We start from the raw sequence: 15,314 nt of genomic DNA, 5'->3' as shown, positions 1-15,314 counted from the left end.
GATCAGCGGATCGACATCCCGGCGAACTCGCGACGGCGGGCCGTCATCGAGTCAAGGAGCACGCGCTCCTTCGAGATCGACGCGTCGTCGACCCGGTGGTTGTGCATCCGGGCGCGCAGCAGCGCCAGCTCGGAGGCGGTGTCCTGGAAGGCGCGCATCGAGCTCAGGCTCTGCGGACCGCCGTTGAGCTTGGCCCACGTGCGCGCCTCGCGCCGCTGACGCATCGAGGACAGCATCGTCACCTCGCCGGGGGCGAGCCAGCCGGTCTGCACGTAGGGCTGGAGGAAGTGACCGATGATCCGGCCCTCACGGCCGCGCGCCCACACGATGAAGATGATGAAGGCGATGAGCAGCAGGAAGCCGACGCCGTAGCCGAGGACGAAGCCGATGAGCCCGTTGCTCGCCGAGAGGTTCCACCCGGCGTGGAGGAGCACCGCGGCGCACCAGCCGACGAAGGGGGCGACGACCTTGACGGCCGTGCTGCGGGTCGACGCGGCCAGGCCGACGCCGATGCCGGTCATCGCCGTGAACATCGGGTGGCAGAAGGGGGACATGACCCCGCGCAGCACGAAGATCGTCGCGAAGGCCTCGCCGCCCATCTCCGAGTAACCACGGGCGAGGTAGAGGATGTTCTCGGTGAAGGCGAAGCCGGCCGCGCACAGCCCGGCGTAGGTCACGCCGTCGGCCAGGCCGTTGAGCTGGTTGCGCCGGAAGAGCAGCATGACGACGAGGAAGAGCCCCTTGAAGGTCTCCTCGACGAGGGGTGCGACGACGACGGCGCCGACCGTGTTGGCCGAGGTCGCGTCGAGGGAGGACGCGACGACGACGGTGGCCGCCGTGTTGAGGACGATGGAGGGCAGCGTGGCGGCGAGCGCCCCCCAGAGGAAGGCGACGAGCAGGTAGCGCCACGGCTCGGCCTCGAAGCGGTCGAGCCACAAGAAGATCGGGATGACGATGCCGAGCGGGATGATCGCGAAGAGCAGGCCGAGCAGGGTCGCGATGACCCCGAAGCTCAGCGAGAAGTACGCGGCGAACATCAGCGCGATGACCGAGAAGGCGGTCGCGATCAGCCCGCCGATGACCCAGCGGCGCACGCCCGGGCGCACAGTCGGGTTGTGCTGGGCCTGCGCGGTGACGTACTGCGGGTCGTAGTGCTGCTGCACGGGCTGCTGGTGGCCGCGCTGCTCGTAGCCCCACGCCTCCTTGAGCGGCTTGCTCCAGTGCTCCTGGGGCTCGGAGTACGGCTCGACCCAGTCGTGCTGGCCGTGCTGGGGCGCGGGCGGGCCCGGGCGCGACGACACCGGCGCGGGGGGACCGCTGCGGGCGGGCGGGCCGCTCGGAGCGGGCGGGCCGGAGGGCGCGGGCGGTCCGCTGCGGGCGGGGGCGCCGGGGGCCGGGGGCTGCCCGGTGGGGGGCTGGGGGTGCCCGCCCGACGGGGGCTGCTGCGGCCAACTCATGCGCGAAGGGTAGTCGAGCCCGCCGACGGCGCCCCGGGCCGCGCCGACCCCAGTGGCTAGAGTCGTCGCGTGACCTCTGATACGCCCGCCCCGTCCGCCCGGTCGACGAACGACCGCATCGTCTGGATCGACTGCGAGATGACCGGGCTGTCTCTCGAGCACGACGCGCTCGTCGAGGTGGCGGCGCTCGTCACCGACTACGAGCTCACGGTGCTCGGCGAGGGTGTCGACGTCGTGGTCCGCCCGCCGGAGGCGGCCCTGGCCCAGATGGGCGACTTCGTGCGCGAGATGCACACGAGCTCGGGCCTGCTCGACCAGCTCGCCGAGGGCACGACCCTGCAGGACGCCCAGGAGCAGGTCCTCGCCTACGTCCGCGAGCACGCGCCCGAGGCCCGCAAGGCCCCGCTCGGCGGCAACACCGTCGCGACCGACCGCGGCTTCCTCGCCCGCGACATGCCCGAGCTCGACGGGCACCTCCACTACCGGATCATCGACGTCTCCTCGATCAAGGAGCTCGCCCGCCGCTGGTACCCCCGCGCCTACTTCGCCTCCCCCGAGAAGCAGGGCGGCCACCGCGCTCTCGCCGACATCACCGAGTCGATCGCCGAGCTGCGCTACTACCGCGAGGCCGTCTTCGTGCCCCCGCCCGGGCTGGACAGCGAGACCCTTCGCGGCATCGCCGCCCGGCACCAGGTCGGCTCGCCGCAGGCCTGATCGGTCGGCCCCGCCGGCACAGGGACGGGGTCTGCACGAGACGCACGAAGGGGACCCGGTCGGCTCGACCGGGTCCCCTTCGTCATTGGGGTGAGTGACGGGGCTTGAACCCGCGACCCCCGCGACCACAACGCGGTGCTCTACCAGCTGAGCTACACCCACCACGACCTGCTGGACGGAGCGCCCAGCACGACGGCGACGATCCTACCTGCTCGTCAGGGGTGCTCCGACCACCCCCTCGCAGGCGCCTGTCAGGGGCCTCGGGCAGGATGGACACGTGACCTCAGCTCGCGCCGTCATCTCGCCCACCAGCGCCCTGCGCGCCTCCCTCGTCGCCTGCGTCGCCGCGGTGCTCGCCCTCGCCGGCGCGCTGCCCGCCTCGGCCCACGCGGCGCTGGTCCGCTCGAGCCCGACCTCGGGCTCGACGCTCACGGCGGTGCCCCCGGAGGTCGCGCTGACCTTCAACGAGGCGATCGACCCCCAGTTCACCTCGGTGACGGTGAAGTCCGGCAGCACGACCGCGAGCACGGGCAAGCCCACGGTCGAGGGCCCGACCGTCTACCAGTCGCTCGACCCCCGGATGGACGAGGGCACCTACACGGTGTCCTACCGGGTGACGAGCGCCGACGGCCACCCCGTGTCGGGGTCGTACACCTTCACCTACAAGTCCTCGGGCGGCGAGGACCCGGAGCCCTCCGGCAGCTCGACCTCGAAGACCCCCACGACCTCGACGCCCTCGACGTCCTCCACGTCCTCGACGAGCGAGCCCTCCGCCTCCTCGACGAGCCAGCCGTCGAGCAGCTCGACGAGCGAGCCCTCCTCGACCTCGACGACGACCTCCAGCTCGTCCTCCACCAGCTCGACGTCGAGCACGTCCGACACCCCGAGCAGCAGCTCGACGACCACCCCGAGCGAGACGACGACCGAGCCGAGCACGACGAGCTCGAGCCCGTCGACCGACGAGCCCGTCGAGAGCACCGCGGACGGCGCCCAGGACGGCACCCCGTGGTGGGTCTGGCTGCTCGTCGCCCTCGGCGGACTGGCCCTCCTCGGCGCCCTCGTGGCCTACCTGCGAGGTCGCAGCGAGCGCCAGGACGACGAGTACGACTTCCGCGACGACGACCTGCGCTGACCGCGAGGAGGCAGGGCCCGCAGCCGATTTCACCCTCCGCTGCACCGGTGCTACTGTCTCTTCTCGCGCGCCATTAGCTCAATTGGCAGAGCAGCTGACTCTTAATCAGCGGGTTCGGGGTTCGAGTCCCTGATGGCGCACCACCCGAAGGGCCCCGGTCGACGACCGGGGCCCTTTCGTCGTCCCGCCCGACGCGTCCCGCCCCGAGGAGCCCACCCGATGAGCACCGTCACCGCCGTCCCCTTCGCCCCCGGCCTGGTCCGCGGTCACGACCACCTCGAGACGACGTCTCGCGGGCTGCGCCCGCACCGCCTGCCCGAGGACGTCACGACGCGCTTCCCCGACCCGCAGCTGCTCTCGATGCAGGCGCAGCCGAGCGGGGTCCGGGTGGCGATGACGACGACCGCCGGCGTCGTCGAGCTCGTCACCCACCCGACGCGGACCGCCTACCGCGGGCTGCCGCGCCCGCGCGGTCAGGTCGACCTCGTCGTCGACGGCGCTCTCGTCGCCTCGGACGAGCTCACCGGCGGCGACACCGTGCTCGTCGACCTCGCGACGCGCAGCACGCAGACGAGCGCGGGCGAGGCGCACGTGTCGCGCTTCGAGGGTCTGCCGGCCGGGGAGAAGCGCGTCGAGCTCTGGCTCCCCCACAACGAGGTCGTCGACCTCGTCGAGCTGCGCGCCGACGCCCCGGTCGCCCCGGCCGAGCCCGTCGGGCCGCGCTGGCTGCACCACGGCAGCTCGATCAGCCAGGGGTCGAACGCGACCTCCCCCGCGCGGACCTGGCCCTCGCTCGTCGCCCGCGGCGCCGGGGTCGAGCTGCGCAACCTCGGCCTGGGCGGCAGCGCCCTCGTCGACCCCTTCATGGCCCGCGTCATGCGGGACACCCCGGCCGACCTCCTCAGCGTCGCGCTCGGCATCAACGTCGTGAACGGCGACGTCATGCGGCTGCGCTCCTTCGTGCCCGCCGTGCACGGCTTCCTCGACACGATCCGCGACGGCCACCCCACGACGCCGCTCGTGCTCGTCACCCCGATCCACTGCGCGATCCACGAGGACACGTCCGGCCCGGGTGCCTTCGACGTCGAGCGGCTGCAGCGTGGTGAGGTGGGCTTCGTCGCCACCGGTCCGGTCGGCGGCGACGAGCTCGGCCGGCTCACCCTGCGCCGCGTGCGCGAGGCCCTCGCCGAGGTCGTCACCCGCCGGGGCGACCCCCACCTGCACCTCCTCGACGGGCTCTCGCTCTACGGGGAGCAGGACGAGGCCGAGCACCCGCTCCCCGACGCCCTCCACCCCGACACGCGGACCCACGAGGTCATCGCCACCCGCTTCGCCGAGCGGGTCTTCGGCGAGGACGGCCCCTTCGCGGGCGGTCGCTGATCCGAGCACGACGAAGGGCCCCGGTCGGCTGACCGGGGCCCCTCGTGCTCCCCCTTCGCGCTGGTGGGCGAAGGGGTGAGCGCGCCTACCAGCGGTTGCGGCGGCTCGAGATGATCTTCAGCGCGACGACGCCGACGACGAGGGCGGCGGCGATCGCGACGCGGTCGGTGCGCAGCTGCCCGTCGGGGGTTCGGGTGGCGTTGTAGAACGACGCCTTCGCCGACTCCTTCTGGCGGGCCACGACGTTCTTCGGGGCGGCGCGGTCGGCCAGCTCGTCGATCGAGCGGGCGAGGCGGTCGCGCAGCGCCGAGATGTCGTTCTCCAGGGCCGTCTGGCTCGGGGTGGTGTTGCTCATGTCAGGCTCGTCCGTCCTTCTCGCGGTGACTTGCGGTCAAGTATGGGGGCTGCGTCAGGCGGTCTGGAGCCCGAGGTCACGCTGGATCTTCGCGACGTGACCGGTCGCCTTGACGTTGTACATCGCGTGCGTCACCTCGCCCTGCTCGTCGACGACGACGGTCGAGCGGATGACCCCGGTGACGGTCTTGCCGTACAGCTTCTTCTCGCCGTAGGCGCCGTACCGGGTCATCACCTCGCGGTCGGGGTCGGAGAGCAGCGTGATCCGCAGGTGCTCCTTCTCACGGAAGGTCGCGAGCTTGTCCGGGCTGTCCGGCGAGATGCCGAGGACCGTGTAGCCCTGGTCCTGAAGGACGTCGATGCGATCGGTGAAGTCGCAGGCCTGCGTCGTGCAGCCCGGCGTCATCGCGGCCGGGTAGAAGTAGACGATGACCTTGCGACCGCGCAGGTCGGACAGCGTGACCTGCTTGCCGCGGTCGTCGGTGAGGGTGAAGTCGGGGGCGGTGTCCCCGGGGCTGAGTCGTGCGGCCATCGGCCGTCTCCCTTCGCTAGGTGCAACAGAACTGCAATAAGATCTCGAGGTCCACCTGCCAACGTACCCAACGCGACGGAGCGACCCTGTGCACGTCCCCGACGGCTTCCTCGACATCCCGACCTCGGTCGGGACCGCAGCGGTCGCGGCCGGCGCGATCGCCCTCTCGCTCGCCCGGTCCCGGCGCGAGCTCGACGACCGCGCCGCCCCGCTCGCCGGGCTCGTCGCGGTCTTCGTCTTCGCCGCGCAGATGCTCAACTTCCCCGTCGGCGTCGGGGTGAGCGGGCACCTCCTCGGCGGCGCCCTCGCCGCCGTGCTCGTGGGGCCCTGGGTGGCGACGCTCGCCGTGACGGTCGTCCTCGTCGTGCAGGCGCTCGTCTTCGCCGACGGCGGCATCACCGCGCTCGGCACCAACGTCCTGCTCATGGCCGTCGCCGGCGTGTGGATCGGCTGGACGGTCTTCGTCGCCGTGCGCTCGGTCCTCCCCCGCCGCCTGGCCATGGTCACCCCCGCGGCCGCCGTCGCCGCGGCCGTCTCCGTGCCGGCGACCGCCCTCGTCTTCACCCTGCTCTTCGCCGTCGGCGGTCAGGCTCCGGTCGACCTCTCCACGATGGTCGGGCTCATGGTGACCTGGCACGCCGTCATCGGCATCGGCGAGGCGGTCATCACCGCGCTCGTCGTCTCCGCCGTGCTCGCCACGCGGCCCGACCTCGTGCGCGGCGCCGTGCCCGCGCTCGCGCGGCAGCGCGAGCAGCGCCTCGCCCCGACGACCCCGGAGGCCACCCGATGACCCGTCCCGCCGTGCAGACCCAGGGCACCAGTCGCCGGGTCTCGACCCGCACCCTCGTCGTCGTCGGCCTCCTCGTCTCGCTCCTGCTCGCCGGGGTCGTCTCCGGCTGGGCCTCCTCGCACCCCGACGGCCTCGAGCACGTCGCGAGCCAGGTCGGCTTCGGCGACACCGCGCAGGAGAGCCCGACCGCCGACTCCCCCATGGCCGAGTACGAGACCCGCGGCGTCGAGGGACGGCTCGGCGGCGCGCTCGCCGGCGTCGTCGGCGTCGGGCTCACCGCGGTCCTCATGGGCGGGCTGCTGCTCCTGCTGCGCCGCCGGCGGGAGGAGTAGGTGGGCGGCCCCCACGGCCACACCCTGCACTTCCACGGCCACTCCCTCCTGCACCGCGCCCCCGCGCACGTCAAGGTCGTCGCCACCCTCGGCTTCGTGCTCGCCGTCGTCGGCACGCCGCGCGAGGCGGTCTGGGCCTTCGCGGTCCACCTCGCGCTGCTCGTCGGCGTCGCCGTCGTCTCGACGGTCCCTCCGCGCTACCTCGCCCGACGGCTCGTCGTCGAGATCCCCTTCGTGCTGCTCGCCGTGACGATGCCCTTCATCGCCACGGGTCCGACGGTGCCGGTCGGCCCCCTCGAGCTCTCGCAGGCCGGCCTGTGGGCCGGGTGGGGGCTCTTCGCGAAGGGGTCGCTCGGCGCCCTCGCCGCGGTCCTGCTCGCCGCGACGACCGAGGCCGGCGACCTCGTGAGCGGGCTGGCCCGGTTGCGCGTCCCGCGCCAGCTCGTGCTCGTCCTGTCCTTCATGATCCGCTACCTCGACGTCGTGAGCGGCGAGATGCGCCGGATGCGCGTCGCCCGCGAGAGCCGCGGCTTCCGCACCGGCGGGCTGCGGTCCTGGCCCGTCCTCGGCTCGACGGCGGGCGCGCTCTTCGTGCGCAGCTACGAGCGCGGCGAGCGCGTGCACCTCGCGATGCTCTCGCGGGGCTTCCAGGGCCGGGTCGACCTCGACGACGGCGTCGCCGTGCGGGCGACGACCTGGTCCGCAGCACTCGTCGTGCCCGCCGCGGCCGTCGTCGTCGCGACGACCGCGTGGGCGCTCACCGGCGGGGGCGTGCGATGAGCGCGCCGGTGCTCGACCTCAGCGGGGTGCACCACGCCTATCCCGACGGCCACCACGCGTTGCGCGGCGTCGACCTGCACGTCCACGCCGGCGAGCGGGTGGCCCTCCTCGGCCCGAACGGCGCCGGCAAGACGACCCTCGTGCTCCACCTCAACGGCATCCTCGTGCCCGAGGCGGGCAGCGTGCGCGTCTCCGGGCTGCCCGTCGACGGCGAGCACATGCTCGAGGTCCGTCGCCGCGTCGGCGTCGTCTTCCAGGACCCCGACGACCAGCTCTTCATGCCGACGGTGCGCCAGGACGTCGCCTTCGGCCCGCGCAACCTCGGCCTGCGCGGCGACGCGCTCGACGCCCGGGTGCACGCGGCGCTCGAGGCGGTCGACATGGGCGACCACGCCGACCGCGCGCCCCACCACCTCTCCTTCGGGCAGCGCCGGCGCGTCGCGGTGGCGACGGTGCTCGCGATGGAGCCGGAGATCCTCGTGCTCGACGAGCCGAGCAGCAACCTCGACCCGGCGTCGCGGCGCGAGCTCGCCGAGATCGTCGACGCGCTCGACGTCACCGTGCTCATGGTCACCCACGACCTCCCGTACGCCCTGCAGCTGTGCGAGCGATCCGTCGTCCTCGCCGCGGGCCAGGTCGTCGCGGACGGCGCGACGGCGCAGGTGCTCGGCGACGACGCGCTGATGACGCGTCACCGTCTCGAGCTGCCCTACGGCTTCGACCCCTCGTCGGTCCCTGCCCGCACCCGTCGGGCCGGCTGACTCCCCCTTCGCCCCCCTTCGCCCCTGCCCGACGGCCACGCCGCGGCCCCCGCTACCACGCAGTACTGGTCGTGATCACGACCAGTACTGCGTCGTAGCGGGCGGTCTAGGTGGCACGGACGACGGTCGCCTCGATGACGACCTCGCTCGTCAGCGAGCGGGCGACGAAGCACTCGCGGTGGGCCACCTCGAGCAGGTGGTGGATGCGGGAGTCGGGCACGTCGCCGCGCACCGTCACCTCGGGGCGAAGGGTGATCCGCCCGACGCGAAGGGGTGGGTCGGCCTCGTCCATGACGGCCTGCGCCGCGTCGCGGTAGCCGACGACGTCGAGCCGCGCCCGCGCGGCGACGGCGAGGAAGGACAGCAGCTGGCAGCTGCTCGCCGCCGCGAGCAGCAGCTGCTCGGGGTTGAGCCGCGCCGGGTCACCGCCGAAGGAGGGGTCGGCGCTCAGCTCGAGCTGCTCACCGCCGACCCCGGCGGCGTGGCCGCGGTCGTAGTGCTCGTAGCCGAGCGCCGTGGATCCCTCCCAGACGAGGGTCGCGGTGTAGTCGTGGGTCGTCACCCCCATAGACTCCCACCGCGCCCACGACGGGCGTCGCGCCGAAGTGGTGGAACTGGCAGACACGCGAGATTTAGGTTCTCGTGCCCTCGGGTGTGCGGGTTCAAGTCCCGCCTTCGGCACCGGTGAGATCAGGCGAGGTGCTCGCGCAGCAGCGGCACCATCGCGCGGAAGGCCGCGCCGCGGTGGCTGATCGCGTTCTTCTCCTCGTCGGAGTGCTCGGCGAGCGTGCGGGTCCCGCCGTCGGGCACGAAGACCGGGTCGTACCCGAAGCCGTTCTCCCCCACGGGCTCCCGCACGACGACGCCCTCGACCCGGCCCTCGGTCGACACGACGTCCTCGGCACCGGGCAGGGCGAGGACCGCGGCGCAGCGGAAGGCCGCCCGGCGGTGCTCGTCGGGCACGTCGGCGAGCTGGTCGAGGAGCAGCTGGAGGTTGCGGCGGTCGCGCTCGGCGCGGCGCAGGTCCTCGCCGCCGTGCAGACCGGACCAGCGCGCGGAGAAGACCCCCGGAGAGCCGCCGAGCACGTCGACGCTGAGGCCGGAGTCGTCGGCGAGAGCCGGCAGACCGGTCGCGGCAGCCACCGCGCGCGCCTTGAGCGTGGCGTTGCCGACGAAGGTCACCTCGGTCTCGGGCACCTCGCCGACCTCGGGGTAGGCGGCCATCGAGACGACCTCGAGACCGAGGTCGCCGAGCGGGCCGGAGAGGATCTGCTGCAGCTCCTCGACCTTGTGCTCGTTGTGCGTGGCGAGGACGACCCTCATCGCACGCGCTCGCGCGCCGGGGTCTCGAGGGCCTGCTGCTGCAGGACGGTGAGCTGGGCGCAGCCGGCCGCGCCGAGGTCGAGCAGCTGGTCGAGGAGCGCGCGGTCGAAGGGGGCGCCCTCGGCCGTGCCCTGCACCTCGACGAAGTCGCCGGTACCGGTCATGACGACGTTCATGTCGGTCTGCGCGGTCGAGTCCTCGGGGTAGTCGAGGTCGCACACGGCGCGGCCGTCGACGACGCCCACCGAGACAGCGGCGAGCGAGCCGGTGAGCGGCTGGGCGGAGGCGGGGATAAGACCGCGGGCGCGGGCGTCGGCCACCGCGTCGGCGAGGGCGACATACGCGCCGGTGATCGCCGCGGTGCGGGTACCGCCGTCGGCCTGGAGCACGTCGCAGTCGACGACGACGGTGTTCTCGCCGAGCGCCGAGGTGTCGATGACGGCGCGCAGGCTGCGCCCGATGAGCCGGCTGATCTCGTGGGTGCGGCCGCCGACCTTGCCGCGGCGCGACTCGCGGTCGCTGCGCGTGTTCGTCGAGCGGGGCAGCATCTCGTACTCGGCGGTGACCCAGCCGGTGCCGCGGCCCTTGAGCCAGCGCGGCACCCCTTCGGTGAAGCTCGCGGCGACGAGCACGCGGGTGCGCCCGAACTCGACGAGCACCGAGCCCTCGGCGTGGTCGAGCCAGTTGCGGGTGATGCGGACCTCGCGGAGGTCGCCGGGGGCGCGGCCGTCGTGGCGCGCAGGTGCTGCGGAGGTGGCGTCGGTCATGCCGTCCAGGCTAAGGGTCCCGTGAGGCTGGACGTGACCCGCCGTGGGCAGCCCCACCGCCCCCTTCGCCCCCTGAGCGACGCCCCACGAACCACAAGTTTCTCGGGTCACCCGATAAACCCCGGGTCAGCATGGGTAAGAGACTCATGCTGAGCAGGGGTAAGTCTTGCTGAGCACCGCCCGCACCGACGCGGCGTCACATGCGTCACAAGATTCTCGGGTGACCCGATAAACGAGGGGTTGGTGTGACGTGCCGAGCGGGGGTGACTCGACGTGCCTGGGCTCGTGCTCGTGCTCGTGCTCGTGCGACTCGAGGCGGGCCGGTGCGGCTCGTCCCCTGGACCCGCCCGAAGGGGGGCTCAGACCTCGTAGGTCGCGTCGGGCTCGGCGAGCTCGACCTCGCGGCCCTCGCCGCACCACACCGCGGCGGCCTGGGCGCGGCAGACCTCGGGGTCGTTCCACGCGGGGATGTGGGTGAGCACGAGGCGCCCCACTCCCCCGGCGTCGACCGCGGCCTGCGCGGCTCGGGACCCCGAGAGGTGGACGTCGGGGATCTGGTCGCGCCCGTCGACGAAGGCGGAGTCGGCGAGCACGAGGTCGGCGTCGCGCATGAGCCGCGACAGCGCCGGGCACGCGTCGGTGTCGCCCGTGTACGCGAGCACCCGCCCACCGCTCTCGACGCGGAAGCCGTACGCCTCGACCGGGTGGTTGACGCGGTACGGGGTGATGACGAAGGGGCCGATGTGCACGGGGATCGTGTCGGAGAGCCGCCGGAAGTCGAGCTCGCGCGTCATCCCGACGTCGTCGATGCCCTCGTACGCCGCGGCGAGGCGGTCGGCCGTGCCGGCGGGGCCGTACACGGGCAGGCGGGTCGGCAGCGGCCCCTGCGGGCGGTAGCGCCGGGTGACGTACAGACCGGTGACGTCCATGCAGTGGTCGGGGTGCAAGTGGGTGAGCAGCAGCGCGTCGAGCGAGGCGGGGTCGACGTGGCGCTGCAGCGCACCGAGCGCGCCGTTGCCGAGGTCGAGCGCGACCCGCCACGTCCGCTGCCCGTCGTCGGCGCTCAGCAGGTAGCACGACGCGGGCGAGGCCGGGCCCGCGAAGGACCCGGAGCACCCGACGACCGTGAGCCTCACGCGACACCTCTCATGTTGCCGAAGACGCTGCCGACCTCGGGCCCGAGGAAGCGACGGGCCAGTCGCCGGAACTCCTCGGCGTCACCGGTCGTGGTGAAGCCGTGCCCCGGCGGCGGGGCGTCGTCGGGTCGCAGCAGGTCCCTATCGGCAAGCACACGGTAGACGTCCTTGGCCGTCTCCTCGGCCGACGAGACGAGCGTCACCCCGTCGCCCATGACGTAGGAGATGACACCGGTGAGCAAGGGGTAGTGCGTGCAGCCGAGCACGAGCGTGTCGACCTCCGCGGCCCGCAGCGGCTCGAGGTACTCGCGGGCGACGGCGATGAGCTCCTGCCCACCAGTCGTCCCCGACTCGACGAACTCGACGAAGCGGGGGCACGGCTGCGAGAGCACCCGCAGGTGCGGCGCCGCCGTGAAGGCGTCGACGTACGCCCCGGACTGGTGCGTGCCGACGGTCGAGATCACCCCGACCCGGTCGGTCCGCGTCGCGAGCACCGCGCGGCGCACCGCCGGGCGGATCACCTCGACGACCGGCACGTCGTAGCGCTCACGGGCGTCATGCAGGACGGCGGCGGAGGCGGTGTTGCACGCGATGACGAGCACCTTGACCCCGTGCTCGACGAGCCGGTCGAGGCACTCGAGCGCGTACTGGCGGGTCTGCGCGATCGGCCGCGGGCCGTACGGCGCCCGGGCAGTGTCGCCGAAGTAGGTCGTCGCCTCCTGCGGCAGCTGGTCGAGGACCGCCCGCAGCACGGTGAGGCCGCCGTACCCGGAGTCGAAGATCCCGATCGGCGCGTCCACGGCGCTCACCCTACGCAGCACCCCCGGTGCGCCCGGCGCCCCCGCGCGGCGGCCCGGCCGGCAGCGTGCGGCCGAGCGACTCCTGCAGCCAGGTGAGGAAGTCGTAGAGCATGAGCGCGAAGGCCGCCGGGTCCTCGTCGTCGAGATCGGCGACGACCCGCTCGAGCCGGTCGGCGTCGTCGTCGGTGCGCAGGCCGAGCCGCTCGCCCATGACAAGCCGGATGTCGGTGAGCGCGACGAGCACGGCGACGGCCTCGCCCCGGTCGAGCACGACCGCCTCGGGGTCGCCCGGGTCGGCCGAGGGCCGCAGGACCGCCTGCGCGAGGGTGCGCAGGTTGCCCGCCTTGCGCTGGCGCAGCCCGCCCTCGGTGAGCCGGCGGAACTCGCGGGCCTCCTCGGGGTCACCGCGGTGACCCGCGGGGAAGAGCCGGTCGAGCGCGGGGTCGCGCTCCTCGTCCAGGCCCGCCGAGCGCTCGGGGTCGGGGGTGCCCGTGTCGGTGCTCAAGGTCCCCAGGCCCGCGACGATCGCGTCGAAGGGGTCGACCTCCCCTTCGCCCGCCGTCACCGGGCCGTCGTCCTGCGGCGAGACGACGTCGAGGACCTGCTCGGCGAGCTGGGCGAGGACCTCGCGCTCGTCGGCGTCGAGCCAGGCGACGACGTCCTCACCACGGCGCTGGAAGGCGCGGGCCATCAGTCGTCCTTCTGGTAGGTGGCCCACAGGCCGTAGCCCTGCATCGCCTCGGTGTCGAGCTCCATCTGCTCCTTCGGCCCGGTGGAGACGACGGCGCGGCCCTTCGTGTGCACGTCCATCATGAGCTTCGTCGCGTGCTGCTCGGTGTAGCCGAAGTGCGTCTGGAAGACCCAGGTCACGTACGACATGAGGTTCACCGGGTCGTTCCACACGAGCGTGATCCACGGGACGTCGGGGTCGACGACGAGATCGGGCTCGTGCACCTGCTGGTCCACCGGCGCTGCACTCACCCGCACAACCATAGAGTGACGCCGTGACGACGACCGACCCCAGCACCGGCCTGCTCACCGACCACTACGAGCTGACGATGCTCCAGGCGGCGCTGCGCAGCGGCGCGGCGAGCCGTCGCTGCGTCTTCGAGGTCTTCGCCCGCCGCCTGCCCGACGGTCGGCGCTACGGCGTCGTCGCGGGCACCGGCCGTCTCCTCGACGCCATCGAGTCCTTCCGCTTCGACGAGGCCGAGATCGCCGACCTGCGCTCGCGCGGCGTCGTCGACGAGGCGACGCTCGACTTCCTCGCCGGCTACCGCTTCGACGGCGACGTGTGGGGCTACGCCGAGGGCGACGCGTACTTCCCGTACTCGCCGATCCTCGTCGTCGAGGCCGACTTCGCCCACGGGGTCATCCTCGAGACGGTCATCCTCTCGATCCTCAACCACGACAGCGCGATCGCCTCCGCGGCCTCGCGGATGACCGGCGCCGCCGGCACCCGCCCGTGCATCGAGATGGGCTCGCGGCGCACGCACGAGGAGGCCGCCGTCGCCGCCGCGCGGGCCGCCTACATCGCCGGCTTCGCCTCGACCTCCAACCTCGAGGCCGGCCGGCGCCACGGCGTGCCGACGGTGGGCACCTCCGCGCACGCCTTCACCCTCTTGCACGACGACGAGCGCGCCGCCTTCCGGGCCCAGGTCGACGCCCTCGGTGCCAGCACCACCCTGCTCGTCGACACCTACGACATCACCGAGGGGGTGCGCACGGCCGTCGAGGTCGCCGGCACCGGGCTCGGGGGCGTGCGCCTGGACTCCGGTGACCTCGTCGTGCAGGCCCAGGAGGTCCGCGACCAGCTCGACTCCTTGGGCGCGACGAGCACCCGGATCACCGTGACCTCCGACCTCGACGAGTACGCGATCGCGGCGCTGGCCGCAGCACCGGTCGACGGCTACGGCGTCGGCACCCGGGTCGTCACCGGCTCGGGCCACCCGACGGCGTCGATGGTCTACAAGCTCGTCGCCCGCGAGGACGAGAGCGGCGAGATGATCGGCGTCGTCAAGAAGAGCAAGGACAAGCAGTCCGTCGGCGGGCGCAAGTACGCCCTGCGCCGCCTCGACGCCCATGGCATCGCCTCCGCCGAGCTCATCGGCGTCGACGAGCTCCCCGAGGACGACGGCGAAGGGGTCGGCGACCGCGAGCTGCTCGTCCCCCTCGTGCGCGACGGCGTCGTCATCGGCCGCGAGAGGTGCACCGTCGTCGCGGCCCGCGAGCGCCACGAGGCCTCGATGGCCGAGCTGCCCCGATCCGCCCACCAGCTGAGCGCCGGCCGCCCCGCGGTCGAGACGGTCTTCGTCACCGAGACCCCCTGAGCCGGGCGGTAGCGTCGGTCGCATGGCCCGTGCGCTCGTGCTCGTCGACATCCAGAACGACTTCTGCGAAGGGGGATCCCTCGCCGTGACCGGGGGCGCCGAGGTGGCCCGCCGGGCCGCCGAGCGGGTCCTGAGCACGAAGGGCGAGTACGCCGCCGTCGTCGCGACGGCCGACTGGCACGTCGACCCGGGCTCGCACTGGGCCACGCCGGGCACCGAGCCGGACTACGTCGACAGCTGGCCCGTGCACTGCGAGGTCGGCACGGCCGGCGCCGACTTCCACCCCGCCCTCGCGCCCGCGCTCCCCCACGTCGACGCCGTCTTCCGCAAGGGCCGCCACGAGGCCGCGTACAGCGGTTTCGAGGGCACGAGCGAGGACGGCACCGGTCTGGCGGCGTGGCTGCGCGATCGCGACGTCGACGCCGTCGACGTGTGCGGCATCGCGACCGACTACTGCGTGCACGCCACGGTCCTCGACGCCGTGGGCGCCGGTCTGCAGGTCCGCCTGCTCGAGGACCTGTGCGCCGGCGTCGCCCCGGAGAGCACGCAGCGGGCGCTCGCCGAGATGGCCGCCGCGGGCGTCGCCCGCGCCTGACCGCGCCCCCGCGCGCCCCCGCGGCGCGACTTCTCACACCGGCGCGCCCGCCGGTGTGCACGCAGCGTTACGCCCCTTTCACCGCGGCACGCGTCGGCCGGTAACACCGGCTCGGCAGTCTCGGCGAGGAC

The 15,314-nt window shown here is 73.3% G+C and carries 19 protein-coding genes and 3 tRNA genes; 11 read left to right on the top strand and 11 right to left on the bottom strand.

What is annotated here, in order from left to right; genetic code table 11:
- Positions 1-2: 2 nt before the first annotated feature.
- Positions 3-1,457: a PrsW family intramembrane metalloprotease gene (locus ABIB53_RS07955; RefSeq protein ID WP_225985960.1), complete on the bottom strand. Its 1,455-nt coding sequence runs from the start codon at positions 1,455-1,457 to the stop codon at positions 3-5.
- A gap of 69 nt (positions 1,458-1,526) precedes the next feature.
- On the opposite strand from ABIB53_RS07955, the gene orn reads away from it, so the two are divergent.
- Complete coding sequence (orn, locus tag ABIB53_RS07950) at positions 1,527-2,171, top strand: oligoribonuclease (RefSeq protein WP_083968574.1); 645 nt, start codon at positions 1,527-1,529, stop codon at positions 2,169-2,171.
- An 86-nt stretch (positions 2,172-2,257) separates the two neighbouring features.
- On the opposite strand, the gene ABIB53_RS07945 is transcribed toward orn, so the two are convergent.
- Positions 2,258-2,333: transfer RNA gene (locus tag ABIB53_RS07945), tRNA-His, on the bottom strand.
- Between the two features lie 115 nt (positions 2,334-2,448).
- On the opposite strand from ABIB53_RS07945, the gene ABIB53_RS07940 reads away from it, so the two are divergent.
- From ABIB53_RS07940 to ABIB53_RS07930, 3 genes are all read left to right on the top strand, one after another.
- Positions 2,449-3,303 (top strand): copper resistance CopC family protein, encoded by an 855-nt coding sequence (locus tag ABIB53_RS07940; protein ID WP_354587773.1) that lies wholly within the window; start codon positions 2,449-2,451, stop codon positions 3,301-3,303.
- A gap of 67 nt (positions 3,304-3,370) precedes the next feature.
- A tRNA-Lys gene (locus ABIB53_RS07935) sits at positions 3,371-3,446 on the top strand.
- Between the two features lie 76 nt (positions 3,447-3,522).
- On the top strand, positions 3,523-4,683 hold the full coding sequence (locus ABIB53_RS07930) for a GDSL-type esterase/lipase family protein (protein ID WP_354587771.1): 1,161 nt from the start codon (positions 3,523-3,525) through the stop codon (positions 4,681-4,683).
- A gap of 85 nt (positions 4,684-4,768) precedes the next feature.
- Here ABIB53_RS07930 and ABIB53_RS07925 read toward each other — a convergent pair whose 3' ends face one another.
- The gene (locus ABIB53_RS07925) at positions 4,769-5,038 is read right to left on the bottom strand and encodes a DUF3618 domain-containing protein (protein WP_068273690.1); all 270 of its coding nucleotides are present in this window, start codon (positions 5,036-5,038) and stop codon (positions 4,769-4,771) included.
- A 54-nt stretch (positions 5,039-5,092) separates the two neighbouring features.
- Positions 5,093-5,569: a thioredoxin-dependent thiol peroxidase gene (gene bcp, locus ABIB53_RS07920; protein ID WP_191565075.1), complete on the bottom strand. Its 477-nt coding sequence runs from the start codon at positions 5,567-5,569 to the stop codon at positions 5,093-5,095.
- Positions 5,570-5,657: 88 nt separating this feature from the next.
- Between bcp and ABIB53_RS07915 the strand changes: the two genes are divergently transcribed.
- The 4 genes from ABIB53_RS07915 to ABIB53_RS07900 are packed head-to-tail and all read left to right on the top strand — an operon-like array spanning position 5,658 to position 8,232.
- Positions 5,658-6,359 (top strand): energy-coupling factor ABC transporter permease, encoded by a 702-nt coding sequence (locus ABIB53_RS07915; protein WP_123091000.1) that lies wholly within the window; start codon positions 5,658-5,660, stop codon positions 6,357-6,359.
- Entirely contained in the window at positions 6,356-6,691 is a 336-nt protein-coding gene (locus ABIB53_RS07910; protein ID WP_354587769.1) for a PDGLE domain-containing protein, read from the top strand. The genes ABIB53_RS07915 and ABIB53_RS07910 overlap by 4 nt, the downstream gene beginning before the upstream one ends.
- Positions 6,692-7,471: a cobalt ECF transporter T component CbiQ gene (cbiQ, locus tag ABIB53_RS07905; RefSeq protein ID WP_123091002.1), complete on the top strand. Its 780-nt coding sequence runs from the start codon at positions 6,692-6,694 to the stop codon at positions 7,469-7,471.
- Positions 7,468-8,232: an energy-coupling factor ABC transporter ATP-binding protein gene (locus ABIB53_RS07900; protein WP_068274313.1), complete on the top strand. Its 765-nt coding sequence runs from the start codon at positions 7,468-7,470 to the stop codon at positions 8,230-8,232. Before cbiQ ends, ABIB53_RS07900 begins: the two co-directional genes overlap by 4 nt.
- Before the next feature lie 106 nt (positions 8,233-8,338).
- Here the strand turns inward: ABIB53_RS07900 and ABIB53_RS07895 are convergent, their stop codons facing one another.
- Entirely contained in the window at positions 8,339-8,794 is a 456-nt protein-coding gene (locus tag ABIB53_RS07895) for an OsmC family protein (RefSeq protein WP_192826132.1), read from the bottom strand.
- A 37-nt stretch (positions 8,795-8,831) separates the two neighbouring features.
- On the opposite strand from ABIB53_RS07895, the gene ABIB53_RS07890 reads away from it, so the two are divergent.
- Positions 8,832-8,913 (top strand) — tRNA-Leu (locus tag ABIB53_RS07890).
- A 9-nt stretch (positions 8,914-8,922) separates the two neighbouring features.
- Here ABIB53_RS07890 and rdgB read toward each other — a convergent pair.
- The 6 genes from rdgB to clpS all read right to left on the bottom strand — a co-directional run bounded on the left by rdgB (position 8,923) and on the right by clpS (position 13,239).
- A complete protein-coding gene (gene rdgB, locus ABIB53_RS07885; protein WP_354587768.1) occupies positions 8,923-9,555 on the bottom strand; it encodes an RdgB/HAM1 family non-canonical purine NTP pyrophosphatase in 633 nt (210 codons plus the stop codon).
- Positions 9,552-10,322, bottom strand: coding sequence for a ribonuclease PH (gene rph / locus ABIB53_RS07880; protein WP_354587767.1), 771 nt, complete (start codon positions 10,320-10,322; stop codon positions 9,552-9,554). Before rph ends, rdgB begins: the two co-directional genes overlap by 4 nt.
- Before the next feature lie 359 nt (positions 10,323-10,681).
- Positions 10,682-11,458, bottom strand: coding sequence for an MBL fold metallo-hydrolase (locus tag ABIB53_RS07875; protein WP_354587766.1), 777 nt, complete (start codon positions 11,456-11,458; stop codon positions 10,682-10,684).
- On the bottom strand, positions 11,455-12,258 hold the full coding sequence (murI, locus tag ABIB53_RS07870; protein WP_068273673.1) for a glutamate racemase: 804 nt from the start codon (positions 12,256-12,258) through the stop codon (positions 11,455-11,457). Before murI ends, ABIB53_RS07875 begins: the two co-directional genes overlap by 4 nt.
- 10 nt (positions 12,259-12,268) lie before the next feature.
- Entirely contained in the window at positions 12,269-12,949 is a 681-nt protein-coding gene (locus ABIB53_RS07865; RefSeq protein WP_354587764.1) for a DUF2017 domain-containing protein, read from the bottom strand.
- Positions 12,949-13,239, bottom strand: a complete 291-nt coding sequence (clpS, locus tag ABIB53_RS07860; protein WP_224767016.1) for an ATP-dependent Clp protease adapter ClpS — start codon at positions 13,237-13,239, stop codon at positions 12,949-12,951. Before clpS ends, ABIB53_RS07865 begins: the two co-directional genes overlap by 1 nt.
- 23 nt (positions 13,240-13,262) lie before the next feature.
- On the opposite strand from clpS, the gene ABIB53_RS07855 reads away from it, so the two are divergent.
- Positions 13,263-14,588: a nicotinate phosphoribosyltransferase gene (locus tag ABIB53_RS07855; protein WP_354587763.1), complete on the top strand. Its 1,326-nt coding sequence runs from the start codon at positions 13,263-13,265 to the stop codon at positions 14,586-14,588.
- A 22-nt stretch (positions 14,589-14,610) separates the two neighbouring features.
- Complete coding sequence (locus ABIB53_RS07850; RefSeq protein ID WP_354587762.1) at positions 14,611-15,183, top strand: isochorismatase family protein; 573 nt, start codon at positions 14,611-14,613, stop codon at positions 15,181-15,183.
- Positions 15,184-15,314: the final 131 nt, after the last annotated feature.

Origin of the sequence: Janibacter sp. UYMM211 (genome assembly GCF_040547045.1) — a bacterium.
Taxonomy (GTDB): Bacteria; Actinomycetota; Actinomycetes; order Actinomycetales; family Dermatophilaceae; genus Marihabitans; species Marihabitans melonis.
The sequence above is the reverse complement of the archived record's forward strand: the minus strand, read 5'-3'. Positions and strand labels throughout refer to the sequence as shown.

Excerpts from the sequence above, each read along its gene's own strand:
- ABIB53_RS07910 (WP_354587769.1), top strand. The coding sequence starts at position 6,356 with ATGACCCGTCCCGCCGTGCAGACCCAGGGCACCAGTCGCCGGGTCTCG.
- ABIB53_RS07865 (WP_354587764.1), bottom strand. The coding sequence starts at position 12,949 with ATGGCCCGCGCCTTCCAGCGCCGTGGTGAGGACGTCGTCGCCTGGCTC.
- ABIB53_RS07850 (WP_354587762.1), top strand. The coding sequence starts at position 14,611 with ATGGCCCGTGCGCTCGTGCTCGTCGACATCCAGAACGACTTCTGCGAA.
- ABIB53_RS07925 (WP_068273690.1), bottom strand. The coding sequence starts at position 5,038 with ATGAGCAACACCACCCCGAGCCAGACGGCCCTGGAGAACGACATCTCG.
- ABIB53_RS07930 (WP_354587771.1), top strand. The coding sequence starts at position 3,523 with ATGAGCACCGTCACCGCCGTCCCCTTCGCCCCCGGCCTGGTCCGCGGT.
- rph (WP_354587767.1), bottom strand. The coding sequence starts at position 10,322 with ATGACCGACGCCACCTCCGCAGCACCTGCGCGCCACGACGGCCGCGCC.
- ABIB53_RS07900 (WP_068274313.1), top strand. The coding sequence starts at position 7,468 with ATGAGCGCGCCGGTGCTCGACCTCAGCGGGGTGCACCACGCCTATCCC.
- ABIB53_RS07955 (WP_225985960.1), bottom strand. The coding sequence starts at position 1,457 with ATGAGTTGGCCGCAGCAGCCCCCGTCGGGCGGGCACCCCCAGCCCCCC.
- rdgB (WP_354587768.1), bottom strand. The coding sequence starts at position 9,555 with ATGAGGGTCGTCCTCGCCACGCACAACGAGCACAAGGTCGAGGAGCTG.
- bcp (WP_191565075.1), bottom strand. The coding sequence starts at position 5,569 with ATGGCCGCACGACTCAGCCCCGGGGACACCGCCCCCGACTTCACCCTC.